The sequence below is a fragment of the Pseudohaemophilus paraphrohaemolyticus genome, from assembly GCF_003253115.1.
Lineage (GTDB): Bacteria > Pseudomonadota > Gammaproteobacteria > Enterobacterales > Pasteurellaceae > Haemophilus_A > Haemophilus_A paraphrohaemolyticus_A.
The window spans coordinates 455,562-477,395 of the sequence record NZ_QEQF01000001.1 but is presented as its reverse complement, the minus strand read 5'-3'; the positions used below and the strand labels follow the sequence as shown (position 1 = coordinate 477,395).

General features: G+C 42.2%; 20 protein-coding genes and 1 riboswitch. Of the genes, 13 read left to right on the top strand and 7 right to left on the bottom strand.

The window, feature by feature from the left end; translation table 11 throughout:
• Positions 1-62 precede the first annotated feature (62 nt).
• The 4 genes from DPV92_RS02055 to hemA form a co-directional block, all read right to left on the bottom strand.
• Complete coding sequence (locus DPV92_RS02055; protein ID WP_111353438.1) at positions 63-1,013, bottom strand: peptidylprolyl isomerase; 951 nt, start codon at positions 1,011-1,013, stop codon at positions 63-65.
• Between the two features lie 67 nt (positions 1,014-1,080).
• Positions 1,081-2,511, bottom strand: a complete 1,431-nt coding sequence (gene hldE, locus DPV92_RS02050) for a bifunctional D-glycero-beta-D-manno-heptose-7-phosphate kinase/D-glycero-beta-D-manno-heptose 1-phosphate adenylyltransferase HldE (RefSeq protein WP_111353437.1) — start codon at positions 2,509-2,511, stop codon at positions 1,081-1,083.
• 11 nt (positions 2,512-2,522) lie between these two features.
• Positions 2,523-4,052, bottom strand: a complete 1,530-nt coding sequence (der, locus tag DPV92_RS02045; RefSeq protein WP_111353436.1) for a ribosome biogenesis GTPase Der — start codon at positions 4,050-4,052, stop codon at positions 2,523-2,525.
• A gap of 163 nt (positions 4,053-4,215) precedes the next feature.
• Positions 4,216-5,517 carry a glutamyl-tRNA reductase gene (gene hemA, locus DPV92_RS02040; protein ID WP_111353435.1) on the bottom strand — a complete coding sequence of 434 codons (1,302 nt, stop codon included), beginning with the start codon at positions 5,515-5,517 and terminating at the stop codon, positions 4,216-4,218.
• Positions 5,518-5,752: 235 nt separating this feature from the next.
• On the opposite strand from hemA, the gene greA reads away from it, so the two are divergent.
• From greA to modB, 7 genes are all read left to right on the top strand, one after another.
• Positions 5,753-6,229 (top strand): transcription elongation factor GreA, encoded by a 477-nt coding sequence (gene greA, locus DPV92_RS02035; RefSeq protein ID WP_111353434.1) that lies wholly within the window; start codon positions 5,753-5,755, stop codon positions 6,227-6,229.
• 181 nt (positions 6,230-6,410) lie between these two features.
• Entirely contained in the window at positions 6,411-6,950 is a 540-nt protein-coding gene (apt, locus tag DPV92_RS02030; RefSeq protein ID WP_111353433.1) for an adenine phosphoribosyltransferase, read from the top strand.
• A gap of 17 nt (positions 6,951-6,967) precedes the next feature.
• Complete coding sequence (dnaX, locus tag DPV92_RS02025; RefSeq protein ID WP_111353432.1) at positions 6,968-9,040, top strand: DNA polymerase III subunit gamma/tau; 2,073 nt, start codon at positions 6,968-6,970, stop codon at positions 9,038-9,040.
• Positions 9,041-9,198: 158 nt separating this feature from the next.
• Entirely contained in the window at positions 9,199-10,107 is a 909-nt protein-coding gene (locus DPV92_RS02020; protein WP_111353431.1) for an ABC transporter ATP-binding protein, read from the top strand.
• A gap of 1 nt (position 10,108) precedes the next feature.
• Entirely contained in the window at positions 10,109-10,870 is a 762-nt protein-coding gene (locus tag DPV92_RS02015; protein WP_111353430.1) for an ABC transporter permease, read from the top strand.
• Positions 10,871-10,963: 93 nt separating this feature from the next.
• Positions 10,964-11,722, top strand: a complete 759-nt coding sequence (gene modA / locus DPV92_RS02010) for a molybdate ABC transporter substrate-binding protein (protein WP_111353429.1) — start codon at positions 10,964-10,966, stop codon at positions 11,720-11,722.
• Positions 11,723-11,801: 79 nt separating this feature from the next.
• On the top strand, positions 11,802-12,491 hold the full coding sequence (gene modB / locus DPV92_RS02005; RefSeq protein WP_111353428.1) for a molybdate ABC transporter permease subunit: 690 nt from the start codon (positions 11,802-11,804) through the stop codon (positions 12,489-12,491).
• 16 nt (positions 12,492-12,507) lie between these two features.
• Here modB and DPV92_RS02000 read toward each other — a convergent pair whose 3' ends face one another.
• The 3 genes from DPV92_RS02000 to DPV92_RS01990 all read right to left on the bottom strand — a co-directional run bounded on the left by DPV92_RS02000 (position 12,508) and on the right by DPV92_RS01990 (position 16,305).
• Positions 12,508-14,652, bottom strand: a complete 2,145-nt coding sequence (locus tag DPV92_RS02000; RefSeq protein WP_404810731.1) for a 3-hydroxyacyl-CoA dehydrogenase NAD-binding domain-containing protein — start codon at positions 14,650-14,652, stop codon at positions 12,508-12,510.
• Between the two features lie 14 nt (positions 14,653-14,666).
• Positions 14,667-15,971: an acetyl-CoA C-acyltransferase gene (locus DPV92_RS01995; protein WP_111353427.1), complete on the bottom strand. Its 1,305-nt coding sequence runs from the start codon at positions 15,969-15,971 to the stop codon at positions 14,667-14,669.
• A gap of 91 nt (positions 15,972-16,062) precedes the next feature.
• Positions 16,063-16,305, bottom strand: coding sequence for a YceK/YidQ family lipoprotein (locus DPV92_RS01990; RefSeq protein WP_111353426.1), 243 nt, complete (start codon positions 16,303-16,305; stop codon positions 16,063-16,065).
• Positions 16,306-16,398: 93 nt separating this feature from the next.
• On the opposite strand from DPV92_RS01990, the gene leuB reads away from it, so the two are divergent.
• The 6 genes from leuB to DPV92_RS01960 all read left to right on the top strand — a co-directional run bounded on the left by leuB (position 16,399) and on the right by DPV92_RS01960 (position 21,695).
• Positions 16,399-17,481 (top strand): 3-isopropylmalate dehydrogenase, encoded by a 1,083-nt coding sequence (gene leuB / locus DPV92_RS01985; RefSeq protein ID WP_111353425.1) that lies wholly within the window; start codon positions 16,399-16,401, stop codon positions 17,479-17,481.
• Positions 17,482-17,626: 145 nt separating this feature from the next.
• Positions 17,627-17,715, top strand: a riboswitch (TPP riboswitch).
• 73 nt (positions 17,716-17,788) lie between these two features.
• Positions 17,789-18,511, top strand: a complete 723-nt coding sequence (locus tag DPV92_RS01980) for an ABC transporter ATP-binding protein (protein ID WP_111353424.1) — start codon at positions 17,789-17,791, stop codon at positions 18,509-18,511.
• A complete protein-coding gene (locus tag DPV92_RS01975) occupies positions 18,508-19,245 on the top strand; it encodes an ABC transporter permease (protein WP_111353423.1) in 738 nt (245 codons plus the stop codon). The genes DPV92_RS01980 and DPV92_RS01975 overlap by 4 nt, the downstream gene beginning before the upstream one ends.
• A 22-nt stretch (positions 19,246-19,267) precedes the next feature.
• Positions 19,268-20,212 carry an ABC transporter substrate-binding protein gene (locus DPV92_RS01970; protein WP_111353422.1) on the top strand — a complete coding sequence of 315 codons (945 nt, stop codon included), beginning with the start codon at positions 19,268-19,270 and terminating at the stop codon, positions 20,210-20,212.
• 9 nt (positions 20,213-20,221) lie between these two features.
• The gene (tenA, locus tag DPV92_RS01965; RefSeq protein ID WP_111353421.1) at positions 20,222-20,869 is read left to right on the top strand and encodes a thiaminase II; all 648 of its coding nucleotides are present in this window, start codon (positions 20,222-20,224) and stop codon (positions 20,867-20,869) included.
• A 286-nt stretch (positions 20,870-21,155) separates the two neighbouring features.
• Positions 21,156-21,695, top strand: coding sequence for a tetratricopeptide repeat protein (locus tag DPV92_RS01960; protein ID WP_111353420.1), 540 nt, complete (start codon positions 21,156-21,158; stop codon positions 21,693-21,695).
• The last annotated feature ends 139 nt before the right edge of the window (positions 21,696-21,834 follow it).

Sequence of the window (21,834 nt, the reverse complement as noted above, 5' to 3'; positions counted from 1 at the left end):
GTGAAGAATGTTTTTGAAATTAAAGAACCCCGCTTAAGCGAGGTTCTCTGAAATAGATTGAATTATTTAGCATCTACATATTGGATATTTGCCCCTTTACGTAAGGTTTTTACCCAATCTTTTGAGGCTTCCTCGGCTTGTTTATTCACCAAGTTTTGATAGGCTTTTTGAGCATATGCATCTTGAGTTCTGTCACCTTGACGTGTATCAGTCACTTTCAAAATGTGCCAGCCGAACTGTGATTTAAATGGTGCAGAGATTTGATCTTTTTTCGCACGGCTTGCCACGTTAGCAAAAGCTGGATCAAAGGTATCTAAGAATTGGAAACCTAAATCTCCTCCATCCGCTGCGGAAACATAATCAACTGAATTTGCTTTTGCCGCCTCTTCAAAGGTCGTTTTTCCTGCTTTGATATCTGCAACAAGTTGGTTTAATTTTGTTTTAGCTTTAACATCATTTAACACAGGATTAGTTTTGATAAGAATATGGCTGATGCGATATTCTGGTGCTGATACTTGTTGAACTTTTCCAGCAGCTTTATCTTGCTCTAACATTGCTTTTGCTTGAGCTTGAACTTGTTCAGGTTGCACTTGGATTGCTTGACCAATGCTTTGATGGCGTACAGCTTCCATCATCATTTGCTGAGCAATTTGTTGGCGATATTGATTAAGGCTGATGCCTTGGTAATCCAATGCATCCAATAATTGGCCATAGGTTAAGCCATTACGAGCGGCAATATCTTCAATTGCACGATCAACTTGGCGGTGATCGACTATAATGCCTGCTTTTTTCACAGCTTGTTGAACCAATGTTTCATCAATAATGCTTTCAAGAGCAGCTTTACGGTTTGCCGCATTATTAGCATTTTTACCTAATGCGCGTACCACTTGGCTTTCCATAATCATATTGCCATCAACGGTTGCTACAACACGCTCTTCTGCGATTGCAGATTTAGCGAAGAATAAAGCCCCTATTACAGCGACTAAAATTGATTTTGCGGAAGTCATTTTCATTTTATTTTTCCTATATAAGAACCACTAAATAACGACTATTAGAGCAAACTGAACACACAAGGTTCAATTAGGCTAGAGATTGAATTTTCTTAATCACATTGGTGGTAGAACAGCCATTCTCGAAGTTCAACACTTGCACTTCACCGCCATTTGCCCAGACTTCTTGGCTGCCTGCGATCTCTTCGGGTTTATAGTCTCCGCCTTTCACTAACAAATCTGGCAAAATTTCGCCGATCAAGCGTTGAGGCGTATCTTCATCAAATGGCACAACCCAATCCACAGAAGCTAAGCCTGCTAATACAGCCATACGTGCTGCCAGATCGTTAATTGGGCGACTTTCGCCTTTTAAGCGTTTCACAGATTCATCAGTGTTTACAGCTACGATTAAACGATCCCCAAGTTTACGCGCGTTTTCTAAGTAAGAAACATGTCCTGGGTGAAGAATATCAAAACAACCGTTGGTCATTACGATTTTTTCGCCCCGGTTTTTGGCATCTAGCACGATCTCTTTCAGCTCCGCTTCGGAAACCACACCAAAACCTGTTGTTGCACGTTGGTGAATCGCATTTTCTAATTCCACATGAGTGATGGTTGAAGTGCCAAGTTTACCCACAACTACGCCAGCTGCAGCATTGGCTAAATAGCACGCTTCTTCGTAAGGGCGACCATCAGCAATCGCCGTTGCCAACACGCTGATTACCGTATCGCCTGCACCCGTCACATCATATACCTCTTTAGCTTGAGTCGGTAAGTGATAAGGGGCTTGATTTGGACGAAGCAAGGTCATTCCTTTTTCAGAACGAGTGACTAATAATGCCGATAAATCAAAGTCGATGATCATTTTTAAGCCTTTCGCCACGATTTCGTCATCGTCTTTACAAGGCCCTACCACAGCTTCAAATTCAGACATATTTGGCGTGAGCAAGGTTGCACCACGATAACGTTCAAAATCGGTACCTTTTGGGTCGATCAACACTGGCACATTTGCTTGGCGTGCAATTTGGATCATCTGCTGAACGCTTTCCAATGTGCCTTTGCCGTAATCCGATAAAATTAACGCCCCGTAAGAGGTGATTTCTTGCTGAAGTTTTGCAAGAAGTGGTTGGCTATCGACATTATGAAAGCCTTCTTCAAAATCTAAACGCAACAGTTGCTGATGGCGAGAGAGAATACGCAATTTGGTAATGGTTGGGTGAGTATCTACAGCCACACAATGGTTCTCAATGTTGTGCGAGTTGAGCAATTTATCCAACGCATTACCCGCATCATCTCGCCCAATCAAACCGTGCAAAGCCACAGGCACATTAAGGCTGGCAATGTTCATCGCCACGTTTGCCGCACCGCCTGCACGCTCTTCAATATCCTGCACTTTCACCACAGGCACAGGAGCTTCAGGTGAAATACGATTGGTCGCCCCAAACCAGTAGCGGTCGAGCATCACATCGCCCAACACCAATACTTTGGCTTGATTAAATTTGGGAGAGTATTGCATCATCATAATGTTTTCTCTTATCTTTTTGATTTCTTAATAAATTTCATCAAACGTTTACGTTTACGCAATTGGCTTGGAGTAAGTTTATTGCGTTTGCCCGCAAATGGGTTATTCCCTTCTTGGAATTGAATGCGAATTGGGCTACCAATAATTTTCAAGCTCTTACGGAAATAGTTCGATAAGTAACGTTTGTATGAATCAGCTAATTTTTCCACTTGATTACCGTGAATCACGATAATCGGCGGGTTGTAACCACCTGGGTGCGCATATTTCAATTTCACACGGCGACCATTTACGAGTGGTGGTTGATGTTCGTCTGCTGCCATACGCAAAATACGAGTCAGCATTGAAGTCGATGTTTTTTGTGTTGCACAAGCGTAAGCCTCTTTCACTGAATCGAACAAGTTACCCACGCCAGAGCCGTGTAATGCCGAAATAAAATGCACACGAGCGAAGTCGATAAAATCTAAACGGCGATCAAGTTCTGATTTCACTTGATCTTTAATATCTTGTGATAAACCGTCCCATTTATTTACCACGATCACTAATGAGCGACCAGCGTTGAGAATAAAGCCCAAGAGCGATAAATCTTGGTCGGAAATCCCTTCACGGGCATCAATAGTCAATAGCACTACGTTCGCATCTTGAATCGCTTGTAAGGTTTTGATTACCGAGAATTTCTCGACAGCTAAATTTACCTTACCACGCTTACGCACACCTGCGGTGTCGATAATCGTATATTGCTGACCATCGCGTTCCATCGGGATATAAATGGAATCGCGAGTTGTGCCTGGCATATCGTAAACGACAACACGCTCTTCGCCAAGGATGCGGTTAGTCAAGGTTGATTTGCCCACATTTGGACGCCCAACGATCGCAATTTTAATATTTTTATCTTCAATACGTTCTTTGATTTCTTCTTCCAATGCTTGGTCTAATAATGCCGCATCTTCTTCATTGTCCACATCGAAATCGTGATCCCATTCGTCTTGCGAGGTTTCCTCTTCTTCTGCAAATTCTTCACCATTTTCGACCGCTTTATCCGCATTTAATTGCTCACCTAATGGGGTTAACACTTGCTCAATCAACTGAGTAACACCACGACCTTGTGCTGCAGCAATTTGTTCTACTTCGCCTAAGCCTAATTGATAGAATTCTGCACAGTGTGAATCAGCATCAATACCATCAGTTTTGTTTGCTACCAGAACAGTCGTTTTTTCACGTTGTCGTAGGTATTGTGCAATACCTACATCTGCTGGCACAAGCCCTGCACGTGCATCTACCAAGAAAAGGACTACATCAGCTTCCTCAATGGCTAAAAGGGATTGTTCCGCCATTTTTTCTTCAACACCTTCCTCGGTGCCATCAATACCGCCCGTGTCAATCACGATAAAATCATAACCTGCGATATTAGCGTGACCATATTTACGGTCACGGGTTAAACCTGGAAAATCCGCCACTAACGCATCACGGGTGCGAGTTAAGCGGTTAAATAATGTGGATTTACCCACATTCGGTCTGCCCACAAGGGCAACAACTGGAGTCATTTATTTCTGTCCTTTAATCTATTTGTCTTTGCCCAACCTAAAAAGGAGAACAGCAAAATCGACATATTATATACTAAAGCGAAGCATAACGGTAGGAGCAAACAAGCGGTTGAATTCTGCAAAAATATTGCAAAAATCAACCGCTTGAGAAAAAGAATAGGTTTTAACTTAACTTCAATGCCCTTGAAAAACTCTGCAACCCTTGCGAATTGCCTTTTTTCGCCATCTCTTGTAAAGCTTGTGTTGGCGCGTGAAGGAGGTGATTGGTTAATTTATAGCTTAAATCGTGAAGCACTTTTTCGCTGTCTCGCCCTAAAGTTAAATCTTGAATGGCTTTTGCAAGCAGCTCTTGGCGTAAGGCTTCTGCATCTTGACGATAACGTTTAATTAAGTCACTTGACTGCTGTTGTTTGAGCCATTCAAAAAAGGCTTTGCACTCTTCATCAACAATTTCTGCTGCTTGCTCTGCCGCTTGTTGGCGTTGGGCAAGATTACGTTGAATAATATTTTGTAAATCATCCACGCTATAGGAATAAACCGCATCTACATCGCCCGATTTTTCGTCAATATCACGCGGTACGGCAATATCTATCAATAGCATTGGATCGAATTGGCGATTCTTCTGCGCCTCTTTTACCATCGATTGTGTAATCAACGTATCAGGACTACCCGTTGAGCTAATGACCACATCAGCTTGATTCAAACCAATTTGCAATGCACTTAGCGATAAAATCTGCATCGGCGTTTCAAGCTTCTCAGAAAGCTGTTCCGCACGTTGAGCCGTACGGTTGGCAATCATTATATTTTTTGCACCATGCTGGATTAAATAACGCGCAACAAGCTCAATTGTTTCCCCGGCACCGACTAATAAAAAACGTAATTTTCCGAAATTATCGAAAATTTGGCGAGCCAAACCACAGGCAGCATATGCCACAGAAACGGCACTTGCCCCAATATCCGTCTCTGTTCGCACGCGTTTTGCGGTTGCAAACGTACGTTGAAACAATCGAGAAAGTTTTGTTGAAATCCCACCGTTTGCTTGATAAAAATCTTCGCTAGCGTGATAGGCTTGTTTTACTTGCCCTAAAATTTGCGGCTCACCTAAAATGAGCGAGTCTAAGCCACAAGCGACTCGCATTAAATGCTGTGCGGCTTGCATATTTTGTTTGAAATACAGACATTCGCGAAGTTCGGTATGTTCAAGCTGATGAATGTTTGCAAACCATTCAAAGCAACGTTCACGCCACGCTTGGTTCTCCTCGCTCTCTTCTTGAGGGGTAATATCAGAATTGTGGAAATAGAGTTCTGTTCGGTTACAAGTAGAAAGAATAACCACGCTTTCAGCCAAATGCTGTTGCTGAATCTGCGTTAAAGCAAGCTGGCGTTTTTGTTCATCAAACGCCACCTTTCCTCGCAAATTTACTGAAGCAGTTTTATGGTTAATGCCTAATGCTAGAATGGTCATTCTTACCTACAATGTGTCCCACAATAAAAATAAAAAAGTGTTGAGCATTCTAGCGAATAGGCGAAAGCGGTGCAAATAATTACAGAGATTGGTTTGATTTACCACAAGTTAATTACCTCTTAATGAGTAGTTGGCTGATGCAAAAAATAGACCACTTTCAATCGCCTATTGCTATTTTGACCAAGAAATTGAATAATAACACTTTTATTTTATGAGAAATGCTAAGAGGTAGAGCATGAAACAAATTCCAATGACGGTACGTGGCGCAGAGCAACTGCGTGAAGAGTTAGATTTCCTCAAAAACGTACGCCGTCCACAAATTATTGCTGCCATTGCTGAAGCCCGTGAACACGGTGACTTAAAAGAAAATGCGGAATATCACGCTGCTCGTGAGCAACAAGGTTTCTGTGAAGGTCGTATTCAAGAAATCGAAGGAAAATTAGGCAGTGCCCAAATTATTGATGTGACTAAAATGCAAAATAACGGCAAGGTTATTTTTGGAGCAACAGTGACATTAACCAATGTTGAAACCGATGAAGAAGTGACTTATCGTATCGTAGGTGATGATGAAGCAAATATTAAAGAAGGATTGATTTCAGTAAACACACCAATCGCTCGTGGTTTAGTCGGCAAAGAAGTGGATGACTCAGTAACCATTACAACCCCAGGTGGTAAGGTTGAGTTTGATATTATTGATGTGGAATATGTTTAATTCCGAAAAGCAAACCGAATTTTATCTTGTAATTCAAATTAAGTGTAAAAAAAGCACCGCTTGTAATGAATAATTTTTACAAGCGGTTATTTTTTGCTTCTTTATTGCAATTTTCCTTGTAATTTTATCTATTTTTGTCTAAATTCTTGAAGCTATTTTGTTATTTATAAAAGGTTAAAAAATGAGCCAATTAGATTTAATCAAATCTTCTATCAAATCCATTCCAGATTATCCCAAAGCAGGCATTATTTTCCGTGATATTACATCACTACTTGAAGTGCCAGAAGCTTTCAAAGCAAGTATTGATGCGATTGTGGCAGAGTTTAAAGATAAAGGTATTACTAAAATTGTCGGCACAGAATCACGCGGTTTTATCTTTGGCGCTCCTGTGGCTTTGGCTTTAGGCTTGCCGTTTGTGTTGGTGCGTAAACCGAAAAAATTACCACGTGAAGTCATTTCACAATCTTATCAATTGGAATATGGCGAAGATACGCTTGAAATCCACACCGATTCTGTGAATGCTAACGACAATGTTTTGGTGATTGACGATTTATTAGCAACAGGTGGTACAATTGATGCAACCGCAAAACTTATCCGCAAATTAGGCGGTAAAGTCGAACACGCCGCTTTTGTGATCTGCTTACCAGAATTGGGTGGTCGTGAACGACTTGAGCAAGAAGGCATTAAATCATTCACTTTAGTGAATTTTGAAGGGCACTAATTGAGTCATTATTATCAATGAGTTATCAAGTTTTAGCACGCAAATGGCGTCCGCAACGTTTTTCCGAAGTGGTGGGGCAACAACATGTTTTATCCGCATTAGAAAACGGATTACGTGAAAATCGCCTGCACCACGCTTATCTTTTCTCTGGCACGCGCGGGGTGGGCAAAACCTCAATTGCGCGTCTTTTTGCGAAAGGATTAAACTGCGAAACGGGCATTACTGCAACCCCTTGTGGCGAGTGTGCGAATTGTAAAGCGATTGAAGAAGGACGTTTTATTGACTTAATTGAGATCGATGCAGCCTCTCGCACCAAAGTGGAAGACACCCGCGAGCTACTTGATAACGTACAATATAAGCCAACCGTTGGGCGGTTTAAGGTTTATCTAATTGACGAAGTGCATATGCTTTCGCGTCATAGTTTCAATGCATTATTGAAAACTTTGGAAGAACCGCCTGAATACGTCAAATTTTTGTTAGCGACGACAGATCCGCAAAAATTGCCAATTACGATCTTATCGCGTTGCATGCAATTCCACTTGCGTGCGTTAGATCAGCATCAAATCGCCAATCATCTTGAATTCATCTTAAAGCAAGAAAACATCCCTTATGAGCTACCAGCCATTGAGAAATTAGCCAAAGCGGCTCAAGGCAGTATTCGTGACTCTTTAAGCCTGACAGACCAAGCGATTGCAGTCAGCAATGCTAACATTACGCTTGAAGCAGTCAGCCAAATGCTTGGTTTGATTGACGATCATCAACCGCTTGAATTGGTGATGGCTCTTTCACAAGCTAATGGCGAAAAAATACTTTCTATCATTCAACAAGTATCCGAGAAAGGTGTCGATTGGTCGCAATTATTAAGCGATGTCGCAGAAACATTGCATAAAATTGCCTTGTTGCAATTGGTTAAATCGCCTGAAGCGGACGAAACGCCATTGCACTTATTAGCAAAACAGATTGCGCCTGAAGATGTACAGTTTTTCTATCAAATGATGTTGATGGGCAAAAAAGAGTTACCATTCTCGCCAGAGCCTCGTGCGGGTGTGGAAATGACTTTCTTGCGTGCATTAGCCTTCCACCCAAAACGTGTGGAAGAGATTAACCGTGTGCAGGTGCAAAATCAAACGGTAAGCACACCCGCTGTAAGCCGACCTTCGGCATCGTCTGAGCAAAATATCGCTCAGCTTAAAGCGCACTTAACACCAAGTGAAAAAGCGGTTCAGCCAGCAGCAAAAGCGGTAGAAAATCGACCTCAATTTGCAAAATCGCAAGAAAATCCAACTGCTTACACTCAGGCTGTAGTACCTCAAGTTCAAACTCCGCCAGCCTTAGCACCTGCAATATCACCCGCATTAGCGGCAATGCAAGCGAGAAAACAGTTACAGCAGACGCAAGATCAACTGGCACAAACTGAAAAAAAAAAGCCGAATAACGCCGTAATACCTTCAATGCCAAACCGTGCTTCTGCAAAAAAAATGAATTTGCAAGAGCGGTTTATGCATTTGGCGGAAACTGAAAAAGCGGAACTTGAGCACGAAAAACAGGCGAAACAAACGTCTGTAAAAAACGATGAAGATTACCGTTGGACTTGGCTCAATCCTGAATTAGAAAATCAAGAAGAAACCGCAAAACCTTCCGATATTAAGCAAACTATTTTGCAAGAACGCACTCCCGAATTAGTGGCGAAAACCATTGAGTTAGCTTGTCAACAGGATGAGTGGGCAGCGTTGGTTAATGAACTGAAATTAGGCGGATTGACTCGCCAAATTGCGTTAAATAGCTACTTGGCAGAAAAGCAAGATAATGAGCTTTATTTGGTGTTAAAACCGAATATGGCGCATTTAGACAGCCCAGAAGCTCGCCAAAGTTTAGCTGATGCGTTATCGGAAAAAGGGCTTACTTATCAACTCTCAATTGCTGATAATCCCGAACGTAAAACCCCGCTTGAAATTCGCCGTGCTATTTTTGAGGGATTAACCCAAGAAGCAAGAAATGCGTTGTTTAATGATGCAAAATTAAAATTATTACGCGAAGCCTTTGATGCTGAGCTGGATGAATCGACGATTAGGGCGGTAGTAAGAGCCTAGAGCTTTCGCTCTAGGTTACGCATAAATCAGCGCTGGGAGTGTCTGTAATCAATAGATGGCACAAACGTGGATTGTGCTATTAAGAGATTTGTGTCCCGTAGGGACACTTTTATCACTAACCTAGGGCGTGTAGCCCTAGCATCTATATCTAAAAAACTATGCATGCATTAGAAATCAAAAATCTTATCAAAACCTATGCTACAGGCGTTCAAGCGGTAAAGGGCATTGATCTTACCGTCGAGCAGGGCGATTTTTATGCCTTGCTTGGGCATAACGGGGCGGGTAAATCAACCACCATTGGTATTATTAGTTCACTCGTAAATAAAACCAGTGGTTCGGTAAAAGTCTTCGGTTATGATTTAGATACCCAAAAAACACAGCTCAAACAGCAAATCGGCTTGGTGCCTCAAGAGTTCAATTTCAACCAATTCGAGAGAGTGAAGGATGTGCTTACCCAGCAAGCGGGCTTTTATGGCATTCCGTTAAAAGAAGCCAAAGCTCGTGCAGAAATGTGGCTGAAAAAATTGGATTTATGGGAAAAACGTACACATTTAACCCGCGAACTGTCGGGGGGGATGAAACGTCGGGTAATGATTGCTCGCGCTTTAATGCATAACCCGAAATTGTTGATTTTGGATGAACCTACCGCGGGCGTGGATATTGAACTTCGCCGTTCACTCTGGGATTTTTTGCGGGAACTCAATCAACAAGGCACCACTATTATTCTTACCACGCACTATCTTGAAGAAGCGGAAAACCTCTGCCGAAACATTGGTATTATTCAGCACGGTAAATTGATTGAAAATACCTCAATGAAGTCGCTCTTGGCAAAATTAGAAACCGAAATTTTCGTGCTTGATTTGCAAAACATTCCGCAAAATAGACGACTTGTGATTGAGCATTATCCGCATAAATTATTGGATGAAAATACGTTGGAAGTAGAAGTACAGCGTGCTCAAGGCTTAACTAATTTGTTTACGCAGCTGACCACACAAAATGTGGAAGTATTAAGTATGCGAAATAAATCAAACCGCTTGGAAGAACTTTTCCTTAAAATGGCTAATTAGTATGAATTTAACTGGATTTTTTACGCTCGCAACTAAAGAGAGCAAACGCGTTATTCGCATTTGGAGACAGACACTCGTGCCACCGGTTATTACTACCACGCTCTATTTCTTGATTTTCGGGCAATTAATTGGTGGACGTATTGGTGATATGCACGGGGTAAGCTATATGCAGTTTATTGCCCCTGGACTTGTGATGATGACCGCAATCACAGCCTCTTATGTCAATTCCGCCTCATCATTTTTCTTGAGTAAATTTACCAAAACTTATGAAGAGATGCTTATTTCCCCTCTTTCGACGCATAACATTATTTGGGGTTATGTAGTGGGCAGTGTTGTTCGCGGTGGGCTGGCTGGTATTTTGGTAATGCTGGTTGCTTTGTTGTTTATCACCTTTGATATCCACTCTTGGTTGATGATTTTTTCAACGCTTTTGCTGACAACGATTAGTTTCGCACTAGGTGGATTAATTAATGCGGTGTATGCGAAAACATTTGATGATGTAGGTTTAATCCCAACTTTCGTTTTAACACCACTTACATACTTGGGCGGTGTGTTTTATTCGATCTCATTACTGCCTGATTTCTGGCAAGCAGTGTCCAAGTTCAACCCCATTGTGTATATGATCAATGGTTTCCGTTATGGCTTTTTAGGTATCAGTGATATGCCCATTTTTTACACATTTTTGGTATTGGGATCGTTATGTATTATGTTATACTGGTTTGCCTTTTCACTGATTGAGAAAGGTGTAGGATTACGTTCCTAATTTTCTTTGCCACGGATTGCACGAGAGTTTTGCTAAAATTAGGAAAAATTCTACCGCTTGTTGCTCTCGTGCTTATCTCAAAAGGAACCCAAAATGAAATTTAAAAAACTCTGCTTTGTAAGTGCACTTTCTCTTTTTTCTTCCTCTAGCTTTGCGCAAGATATTACCGTTTTTGCCGCAGCCTCAATGACCAACGTGCTTCAAGAAATCAACAAAGATTTTGAAAAAGCCAACCCGCAAGATAAAGTTACATTCTCGTTTGCCTCTTCTTCTGTGCTTGCGAAACAAATTGAACAAGACGCCCCAGCGGATGTATTTATTTCAGCTGATACAAAATGGATGGATTACGTTAAAGAAAAACAACCTGCAAAAACCAAAAATGTGCATAATTTAGTGAAAAACGACCTTGTGTTGATTGCACCGATTGACAGTAAAATCGAAGCAAAAAGCATTCAAGCGGTCGATTTTAACAAAGAATTAGCGGATGGGTATTTATCTGTGGGCGATCCATCACATGTGCCTGCTGGCAAATATGCAAAAAAAGCATTGGAATATTACAAACTCTGGGATGGTTTAGAAAGTAAGTTAGTTCGAGCAAAAAATGTGCGTGATGCGTTATCTTATGTAGAACGCAACGAGGCTCCATTAGGGATTGTTTATGCAACTGATGCAAAAGTCTCTGCAACTAAAGTGAAAATCGTGGCAACTTTCCCAAATGAAAGTTATGGTGAAGTGGTTTATCCTGCTGCAACAGTAAGTGATAAAACGGAAGCGAAAAAATTCCTCGATTTTTTAAAAACACCTGCAGCTCAAGCGAAATTTAAAGAAGCTGGTTTTTATCCAGTACAATAATTTATAACTTACAACCCCAACGAGGTTGAATTATGCCTAACCGAGGGTATTATACCCTCGGTAACAACTGAAACTGCCTATGTTTTTCTTTTCTCAACCAGAACTGAATGCCATTTATTTGAGCCTTAAAATCGCCACGATTGCGATTCTTTTTGCTCTACCTGTTGCTATTTTGATTGCTTGGATACTCTCACGCAAACAATTCTGGGGTAAGCAATTGCTAAATGGCATCGTGCATCTACCGCTGGTGTTACCCCCTGTGGTGATTGGCTATCTCTTGCTTATTGTGATGGCAAAACGTGGGGCGATTGGACAATATTTGTGGGAGTGGTTCGGTTTTTCTTTTAGTTTTTCTTGGCGAGGTGCGGTATTAGCCTCTGCGGTAATGGCCTTTCCGCTGATGGTGCGTTCTATCAAACAAGCCTTTGATGCAATTGATCCTAAACTTGAACAAGCAGCTAGAACATTAGGTGCAAGCCCACTTAAAGTCTTTTTTACGCTTAATCTTCCACTCTCATTTTCAGGCGTCATTGCTGGAGCGGTATTAGGTTTTGCCCGTTCGCTTGGAGAATTTGGGGCGACTATCACTTTTGTGTCGAACATTCCAAATCAAACCCAAACGATTCCAGCAGCTCTTTTCACCTTTATCGAAACGCCTGATGGAGAACTCGCGGCAGCCCGCCTTTGCGCTGTGGCGATTGCAATTTCTTTAATTGCCCTTTCTGCATCAGAATGGTTGGCAGAAAGACAAAAGCGGTATGCGAAGTAAGGTTAGTTTTTTTACATTATTTTTCAGCTTGCACTAACAAAAACGGACAAGGCGCAAATCTATTTCCATAAATTTTCTGGTGAGCTTTGAGCTGTTTAACAATCTCTTTCGTGCCCACTTTTTCCATATAGGCATAGATACCGCCTCTGAATTGCGGGAAACCAGTGCCAAGCACGGAAGCGACATTCCCTTCTTCAGGCGATTGGATCACTTTTTCGTGCAAACACCATGCGGCTTCGTTGATCATTCGTAAAATACAACGGCGAGCGATCTCTTCTGCTTCTAAATCATTTTGCGTGATAGTTTCCATCACGTGATAGATACTTTTATCCTCTTGCAAGCACGTACCGTGCTTGTCATACATATAGAAGCCACGCTTATTTTTGCAGCCTTTGCGTTCGTTACGAATAAGTAGCTCTGTTTTAGCTGGCATTTCGAAACGTTCGCCATAAGCGTTTACCAAGGCTGGTGTCGCTTTGTTTAGCACGTCTAAACCCATTTCATCAATCATGGCAAGCGGTCCAATTTTGAAGCCAAATTCCTGCAATGAGCGGTCGATAAATTCAATCGCTTCTCCATCAATCACACATTGCATCGCTTCAAGCAATAATGGCGTAAGTAATCGGTTGATAAAGAAACCTTGCGTATCCGAAACCAAAAGCGGTACTTTGCCTTGCTGAATCGCAAAGTGGATCGCGGTGGCAATGGTGTGTTCGCACGTACCTTCGTGGGGGATAATTTCCACCAATTGCTGTTTGGTTACAGGGCTAAAATAGTGAAAACCGATCACATTTTCTGGACGTTTCGCCACCGATGCAATCTCTTTGATCGAAAACGTAGAGGTATTTGTCGCAAAAATAGCATGTTCGTCATAGTAATTTTCGATTTCTTGCAACATTCTTTGCTTAAGCTTGAGATCTTCATACACCGCTTCGATAATAAAGTCGGTCGATTTCGCGGCAACTAAACGTTCGCCACCAGTGATCAGGTTCATTCTTTGAATCATCTCGCCTTCACGCAGCTGCTTTTTTTGCATCGCTTGTCGCATCAAATCGTAACAAGTGCGTAATGCTTTTTGGATTTCAGAAGGGTGAATATCCTTAATTCGCACAGGAATACGGGCATTATTGGCGGTTAAGTAAGCAATACCCGCCCCCATATAGCCAGAACCGAGGATACTAACCTGCAATACATCACGAACATTGCCACGAATGGCGTATTTATCTTTCATCGCTCGTTCGGTTTTCTTCAAGTTTACCAACACTTTTGCAGTTTCAGTGTTGAGCAGTTTAACCAACGTATCTTGTTCAAAAGTTAAACCTTGCTTGAAGTGTGGCTCTTTGAGCAACTCAATCAATTCAACCACAGCAGGATAGTTACCGAATGTTCGTTGCCAGAGGCGATTTTCCAAGCGGTCAAGCAGTTTATTACGCAACGATGGCGTCCCTTCCAATTTTTTACGCCATTTGTGCAGGAGATTTTTAGGTTTCTTGTAATCCGCTTTTGTGACTTGATTTTCTAACAAAAGCTGATAAGCCACTTCGAATAAGCGATTTGCAGGCACAGTCATATCAACCAAACCGAGTTTGAGGGCGTGCTCCACATCCACTTTTTTGCCTGAGCTGAGCATATCCGCTGCCTGATTTAAGCCAATTAAACGCGGCAGACGCTGAGTACCGCCTGAAAACGGAAGAATGCCAGAGCGAATTTGTGGCATGGCGAATTGAGTGTAAACTTCATCAGAGGCGATGCGATAATCACAGGCTAAAGCGAGCTCCAAACCTGCTCCGAAGCAATTACCATCAATAGCCGCAACCACTGGCACTTTAAGCACATTTAGTTCTCGCATTACTAATTGCATTTCTTGCGAAAATTGTTTGAGTTGAGCTTCCGTTTTGCCTTGCAATACTGAAAGTTTAAAGCCTTGAATAAAGTTTTTGGGGCGAGCTGAAATAAATAAAATGCCTCGCACTTGTTGATAAATCGCCTTACCAATCACGTTACGCAGTTCTTCTACGCAATTTTCTGGCAGCCAGTTCGCATCATTTTCTGGGCTTAAAATGTTTACCACTGCAATACGATTATCATCAACTTCAACTTGGAAAGTAGGACGGTTTATCTCGTTCATTTCGCTTTGTGCTTGTTCAATTTGATCTGTCATATCATCCTCACTTTCTATTCCGTTTCTAACACCATTGCCGCACCTAAACCGCCCAAGCCACTTGAAGCTACCAGCGATGTGCCACCACCTTTACGTTTTAAGGTAAAAAGCGACTGAATCACGGTGCGAAGACTAGTAACTGCTCGTGGGTTACCAAAGGCAATCGAACCGCCCAAATGGTTGAGCTTATCGAGGTCAATTTTGCCCAAACAAGCGGTACGATTTAGCTGATTTTTTGCAAATTCATCCGATTCAAACAAGCGAATGTTCATAATCATCTGGCTTGCTGAGGTTTCGTGAATATCAATAAAATCCATATCGGCAAGCGTTAAGCTCGCACGTTCAAGGGCAATTGAACTAGAAATCGTTGCCCCTGCAAACATATTGTGCCAAATATCATTGCCTGTAATTGCATAACTGCGAATATAGCCCAACACTTCAAGCCCTAACGCTTTAGCTCGGCTTTCGTTCATCAACAACACCGCCGCCGCTCCATCCATAGGTTGTGGAATATTTGCCTCAGTAACCGTTGCATAAGGTTTATGCATAATTGGCGAAAAGCGCTGATAATATTGTAGGCGAGTCGCTGCGTTAATGAGCGTATCCGCCACCACAAAATCGGTGTAAGGGCGTGGCACAGATTGCATTACTTCTTCTTTAAATAAGCCCAATTTCCACGCATTTGAGGCTTTTTCATTTGAAAAACGTGCGTATTCATCTTGTGCTGCTCGGCTAATGTTGTAATCTTGCGCTATCTGTTCAGAGAGTTCAGCTACTGAAAGTTGCGTAGTGAAATCTTTTAAATTTACCCCGTGCAGCTTGAAATCACCCCAAGAAAAATCACGAAAACGGCGAAATTTTTCATCGAGCGTTTCAGCTTTGAAAATGGATTTGAATTTATAAATCACGCGAGGGCTAAGGCTAATAGGGGCGTTTGAAATCGAATCTGCACCGCCTGCAATGCCTGCTGAAATTGAGCCAGAAAGAATGCTACCTGCAACATTGACAATCGCTTGCAAGCCAGAAAGACAAGAGCTACTAATGCTATAACTTTGAAGGCGTGGCATATTTAGAGCGAGAGCAATTTCGCGGGCAGGGTTAGGAATATCGGGCTGTTGGAGGACTTGCCCAAAGACAAGTTGTTCAATTTCATTGCGGTCAATCGCCAAGCGGCTTAATAGTTCGTTGGTGACCATTGTGCCAAGGCTAGTGGCATAGGCATCTTTAAAGCCAGTATCACGACGAGCAAAAGGCGTTCTTAACCCACTTACAATCGCAATGCGATTGCCTTGAGCGGTTAAAAGGTGTTGTTTCGGCATGGCTTATCCCTGTGGGTAATGATAAATCTAAGGTTACAAAAGCGGGCATTTTAGCACGGGATGGGGCGAACTAAAATAAAGGAGCAGACATCTATTTGCTTAATGTTACAGGCAATAACAAGGTGTCAAAGACAAAGCTGAGTGGTAAATCAAGCACAGCGAGTACACCTAAAAAGCCACCATTTTGAATGGCTGAGAAGTCATTTTTTACCCCGCTATAAACGGTATAATCGCCTTTTGAAAGATTGATAATTGTGCCACAAGCGGTTAAATTCATCCAAAGAATGGTAAAACAGATGAATTTGTATACTTTTTTGCTAGTTCCTCGTTTCATTTTCACTCCTTAAAGCGAACTTAATTCTAGCCGAAAATCCGCTTTTTGGGTAAACTAACGCCATTTTATTAATAAATAACAACAGAGGATTTTATGCAAACTTACAACATTGCAGTTTTAGCAGGCGACGGCATCGGACCTGAAATTATGGCACAAGCGATTAAAGTGCTTGAAGAAACCCAACAAAAATTCGGTTTTAAACTTAATTTTAACCACTTCAATATTGGCGGTGCAGCAATTGATGCACAAGGCAAAGCACTTCCAGAAAACACTTTAAAAGGCTGTGAAGAAGCCGATGCCATTTTATTCGGTTCAGTAGGTGGCCCAAAATGGACTCACTTACCGCCTGATGAGCAACCAGAACGTGGCTCATTATTACCACTTCGCAAACATTTCAAACTATTCTGCAACTTGCGCCCAGCGGCACTTTATCAAGGCTTAGAAAAATTCTGCCCATTGCGTGCAGACATCGCCGCAAAAGGGTTTGATATGGTGGTGGTGCGTGAATTAACAGGCGGCATCTACTTCGGTCAGCCAAAAGGTCGTGAAGGCGAAGGTGCACAAACCAAAGCATTCGATACTGAAGTCTATTACAAATATGAAATCGAACGCATTGCACGTGTGGCATTTGAATCTGCAATGAAACGCAGAAAACACGTTACTTCAATTGATAAAGCGAACGTGTTACAAAGCTCGATTTTATGGCGTGAAACCGTGAATGAAGTGGCAAAAGAGTTCCCAGAAGTGACCCTTGAGCATATGTATATCGATAACGCCACGATGCAGCTTATCAAAGCACCAGAGTCTTTCGACATCTTACTTTGCTCAAACATCTTCGGTGATATTATTTCCGATGAAGCAGCGATGATCACAGGCTCAATGGGAATGCTCCCATCTGCCAGCCTCAACGAAGACGGCTTCGGTTTATATGAGCCAGCTGGCGGTTCTGCACCAGACATCGCAGGCAAAAACATCGCCAATCCAATCGCACAAATTCTTTCTGCGGCAATGATGTTACGTTATAGCTTCAACCTCAACGAGGCGGCTGATGCGATTGAACAAGCAATCCAAAAAGCCCTTGCTGACGGTTACCGCACTGGTGATTTAGCAGACAACACTACCCCAATTTCCACCAGCGAAATGGGTGATGTGATTGCGAAGAATATCTTGGCGTAGTTTTATAATTCATAATATTAAACGCGATTTGTCAAAGTCAACGCATCTTTAAGAATCCAAGCGGTCAACTTCCCTCACTATTTTGCAAAACGTGAGAAGAAATTGACCGCTTGTTTTTTCTTAAAAAGAAGCGTAAACTTCATCCAATTTTTAGTCGGGGTGCCGAAAGGCTGAGATGATACCCGTGAACCTGAAACAGTTAGCACTGACGTAGGAAACTAATATGTCAAAAAATCCATTCTCTTTTCATCCTATTTTTCATCATTTCGTCTTGCTTGCCCGTTCTCTTTGATTGTTGAGGCGAGCAATGGTGCGTATTCAAGATTTGAGTCTTGCTTTTAATGGGCAGACGTTATTTGAGCATCTTAATTTAACCCTGTTGCCGAATGAGTGGGTAAGCTTATTGGGCAGTTCAGGCGTGGGGAAATCGACACTTTTGCGATTACTGGCGGGCATTGAGACGCAAGGTGTGGTGCAGGGAAAAATCCTATTTGAACCGAAAATTCGCATTGCGTGGATGCCACAAAAAGAGACGCTTTATCCGTGGCTATCAATTGTAGATAACGTGCAGTTGCAAGCAGTTTTATTTGGGCGAAAATCTGCAAAAACCACTGAAAAAGCTAAAATGTTGCTTGAAAAAGTGGGAATGGCAGCACATTGGCACAAGTCTTGTTCGCAACTTTCGGGCGGGCAAAAACAGCGGGTTGCCTTGGCACGCACTTTAATGCAAGAGGCGGATTTGATTTTGCTTGATGAGCCTTTTTCCGCTCTTGATGCCATCAGTCGCCATCAACTTCAAGATTTAGCCTTTGAACTGCTCAAAGATAAATCAGTGTTGCTCGTGACCCACGATCCGCAAGAGGCATTGCGGCTAAGCCATCGTATTTTTGTGCTGCGTTCGCCTGAAACTCATCAAACAGCATTGTCGGCGGTGATTTTGCCCGAAGGGAACGCTCCGCGTGAGTTGCATCAAGCCAATTTATGGGCGTTGCAGCAACAATTATTGCGAGAATTAGGGGGCGAGCAATGAAAATTCGCCTACTTAAACCGCTTTTAATTGTAGGTGTGTTGTTGATGCTCTGGCAAATGGTCGCAACCTTGGGCAGCTTCCCTCACTACATTTTTCCCTCACCGCAAGCTGTAGGGCAGCAGTTGTTCACACACGCTGAACTGCTTTGGCAGCATACGCAAGTCACGTTGTTAGAAATCTGCTTAGGGCTGTTGTTAGGCTTTCTGTTTGGGTTGATTTCGGCGTTGTTGCTCTCATTTTCTCGTCAAATTTCCGCCGTGTTATTGCCGATTTTGGTGATTTCACAAGCGATTCCCGTGTTTGCTATCGCACCGTTGTTGGTGTTGTGGTTTGGTTATGGAATGGCATCCAAAATAGTTATGTCGGTGCTGATTATCTACTTCCCCGTCACGGCAGCTTGTTATGATGGACTACGCAACACACCGCAAGCGTGGCTCGATCTGGCGAAAACCTTTAACATTTCCTCCTTGCGTTTATTGCTTAAAGTGCGATTACCTGCGGCTTTACCTGCTTTTGCTTCGGGCTTGCGTATTGCGGTTTCGGTCGCCCCGATTGGTGCGGTGGTGGGTGAATGGGTAGGTTCGTCTGAAGGCTTGGGGTATTTGATGATTCACGCCAATGCCCGAATGCAAGTTGATTTAATGTTTGCAGCCTTGCTGATTTTAGTGGCAATTTCACTCTGTTTATATTTCAGCATTGATTGGCTATTACACCGTTTTATCTGGTCTGTTTAACTTTTCATTAAAGGAGAAAAAAATGAAGACAATCATCCGTTATTTCAGCTTTGTAATGGGGCTAATGCTCACGCTTCCTAGCTTGGCAAAAGAAAAAATCAGCGTAATGCTAGATTGGTATGTGAATCCTGACCACGCAGCAATCATCGTTGCTCAGCAAAAAGGCTTTTTTGAAAAAAATAACTTAGAAGTCGAGATTATCGAACCCGCTGATCCATCTCTACCGCCTAAATTAGTTGCTGCTGGGAAAGTGGATTTAGCCATTAATTATCAACCTCAACTTTATCAACAAGTTGCAGAAGGATTACCTTTAGTACGCGTAGGTTCACTGATTTCTAGTCCACTAAATAGCGTTGTAGTGCTCAAAAATAGCAACATCAAAACACTTGCCGATCTGAAAGGCAAAAAAGTAGGCTATTCCGTCAGTGGTTTTGAAGATGTGTTGCTCGATACAATGCTCCGTTCTATTGGACTCAACAATCAAGACGTAAAATTAGTGAATGTGAATTGGTCGCTTTCCCCTTCCCTTTTAACAGGACAAGTCGATGCGGTCATCGGGGCATTTCGTAATTTCGAACTGAATCAAATCCATTTAGAAAAACAAGAAGGCGTGGCATTTTTCCCAGAACAATATGGTGTGCCAGCTTATGATGAATTGATTTTAGTGGCGAATAGAAACAGTCTTGCCTCTAAAAAAATTTCCGCTTTTTTGACTGCACTTGAGCAAGCCACAACATATCTACAAAGCCATCCAGATGAAGCATGGCAAGCTTTTGTGAACCATAAGCCAAAAGAACTCAATACAGAATTAAATCAATTAGCCTGGAAAGATACCTTGCCTTTATTAGCAACGAAACCTCGTCAATTGGATGCCAAACGTTATCAACAAATGGCGGAATTTATGCATCAAAAAGGCTTGATTCCAAAAGCACTTGAATTGAAAGACTATGCTGTCGAATTACAGTAAGGGAAAATGATGATCAACCAACTCATTCAGCAAGCGCAACCTTATTGGAAGCAATATGTTGAGCATGAATTTGTGCAACAACTTGCAAAAGGGACTTTGCCAAAAGCTTGTTTTCAGCATTATTTAAAGCAGGATTACCTCTATCTGTTCCACTATAGTCGAGCCTTTGCTTTGGGCGTATATAAAGCAAAAAATTTTGCGGAAATGGAAATTCCTCGTCAAACGTTGGAGGTTATCTGTCAAGAAGTGCAATTACATTTGGATTATTGCCGCCAATGGGGCATTAGCGAACAAGAGATTTTTGCTACTCAAGAAAGTGCCGCTTGTATTGCTTATACTCGCTATTTGCTTGATTGTGGCATGACGGGCAGTTTGGCTGAGCTTTATGCAGCCGTTACCCCTTGTGCTTTGGGTTACGCTCAAGTTGCCCGTTATATTACTCAGCATTATCCTCGCTTACCGAACAACCCTTATCAAACGTGGATTGACACCTATGCGAGTGAGGAATTTCAACAAGCCGCCCAAGAAACCGTTGATTTTCTTACCGCACTTTGCAAACCGCTAAACCCAAGCCAGCTTGCGGAGATTCAACAGATTTTTACCACCGCCACTAGAATGGAAATTGCGTTTTGGCAAATGGGATTGGATTTGGCTTAGGTACATTTTACTGAAGTCAGCAAAATGGAGAACCGAAAAAAGCAGCTATTCATCAAAATAAAGATAACAGAGTAGAACCTCAGCCAAGCGGTCAAATTCCTCTTACCATTTGCAACACGTGAGAAGAATTTGACCATTTGTTTTCCCTTCTTTTTCCCTTCCTTTTAGTTCAATTTTCAGTATACTGCCTGTTAGTATCTCTTTACAGAGATACTAACAAAACATATTGCTAAACAAAAAACGTGTTTAGAAAGATGAATGATTGATTAATAAATGGACGATTTCTATGCGATTCACAAAAACACTTCTTACCACCGCACTTTTGGGTGCTTCTGTATTTTCTTTTCAATCCACCGCTTGGGCGGATACGCGGGAACAGCAACTCCAACAAGCTTTTAAAGCATTGACGAGAGGCGATTATCAAACCGCCGTTAAACTTTGGTTACCTCTGGCGGAGCAGGGAGATGCAGCTGCTCAATCTTATTTGGGCATGATGTATGATAATGGACAAGGCGTCAAACAAGATGATGTTGAAGCGGTGAAATGGTATCGCAAAGCGGCGGAGCAGGGACATACATTGGCTCAAGTTCATTTGGGCTTGATGTATCAAAATGGAGAAGGCGTCAAACAAGATGATGTTGAAGCGGTGAAATGGTATCGCAAAGCGGCGGAGCAGGGAGATACATTTGCTCAATCTAATTTGGGTATGATGTATCTTTCTGGACAAGGTGTTCAGAAAGATAGAACACTCGCTAAAGAATGGCTTAGTAAGGCTTGTGATAATGGCGATCAAAAAGGTTGCTTTTATAAGTATAACCTAGATTAAATAGAGGAAAACGCTAATGCCAACTTTACAATGTGAATTTTGGAATGTGGGGCAAGGGTTATTTTCAAGTGGGCGTATTCAAATGGGATACGCCCCAGACTTTCATTGGGTTTATTGTTTGCAAGTTCCTCATCATGGT

Coding starts and splice junctions, on each gene's coding strand:
- DPV92_RS02055 (WP_111353438.1), bottom strand. CDS start 1,013: ATGAAAATGACTTCCGCAAAATCAATTTTAGTCGCTGTAATAGGGGCT.
- hldE (WP_111353437.1), bottom strand. CDS start 2,511: ATGATGATGCAATACTCTCCCAAATTTAATCAAGCCAAAGTATTGGTG.
- der (WP_111353436.1), bottom strand. CDS start 4,052: ATGACTCCAGTTGTTGCCCTTGTGGGCAGACCGAATGTGGGTAAATCC.
- hemA (WP_111353435.1), bottom strand. CDS start 5,517: ATGACCATTCTAGCATTAGGCATTAACCATAAAACTGCTTCAGTAAAT.
- greA (WP_111353434.1), top strand. CDS start 5,753: ATGAAACAAATTCCAATGACGGTACGTGGCGCAGAGCAACTGCGTGAA.
- apt (WP_111353433.1), top strand. CDS start 6,411: ATGAGCCAATTAGATTTAATCAAATCTTCTATCAAATCCATTCCAGAT.
- dnaX (WP_111353432.1), top strand. CDS start 6,968: ATGAGTTATCAAGTTTTAGCACGCAAATGGCGTCCGCAACGTTTTTCC.
- DPV92_RS02020 (WP_111353431.1), top strand. CDS start 9,199: ATGCATGCATTAGAAATCAAAAATCTTATCAAAACCTATGCTACAGGC.
- DPV92_RS02015 (WP_111353430.1), top strand. CDS start 10,109: ATGAATTTAACTGGATTTTTTACGCTCGCAACTAAAGAGAGCAAACGC.
- modA (WP_111353429.1), top strand. CDS start 10,964: ATGAAATTTAAAAAACTCTGCTTTGTAAGTGCACTTTCTCTTTTTTCT.
- modB (WP_111353428.1), top strand. CDS start 11,802: ATGTTTTTCTTTTCTCAACCAGAACTGAATGCCATTTATTTGAGCCTT.
- DPV92_RS02000 (WP_404810731.1), bottom strand. CDS start 14,652: ATGACAGATCAAATTGAACAAGCACAAAGCGAAATGAACGAGATAAAC.
- DPV92_RS01995 (WP_111353427.1), bottom strand. CDS start 15,971: ATGCCGAAACAACACCTTTTAACCGCTCAAGGCAATCGCATTGCGATT.
- DPV92_RS01990 (WP_111353426.1), bottom strand. CDS start 16,305: ATGAAACGAGGAACTAGCAAAAAAGTATACAAATTCATCTGTTTTACC.
- leuB (WP_111353425.1), top strand. CDS start 16,399: ATGCAAACTTACAACATTGCAGTTTTAGCAGGCGACGGCATCGGACCT.
- DPV92_RS01980 (WP_111353424.1), top strand. CDS start 17,789: ATGGTGCGTATTCAAGATTTGAGTCTTGCTTTTAATGGGCAGACGTTA.
- DPV92_RS01975 (WP_111353423.1), top strand. CDS start 18,508: ATGAAAATTCGCCTACTTAAACCGCTTTTAATTGTAGGTGTGTTGTTG.
- DPV92_RS01970 (WP_111353422.1), top strand. CDS start 19,268: ATGAAGACAATCATCCGTTATTTCAGCTTTGTAATGGGGCTAATGCTC.
- tenA (WP_111353421.1), top strand. CDS start 20,222: ATGATCAACCAACTCATTCAGCAAGCGCAACCTTATTGGAAGCAATAT.
- DPV92_RS01960 (WP_111353420.1), top strand. CDS start 21,156: ATGCGATTCACAAAAACACTTCTTACCACCGCACTTTTGGGTGCTTCT.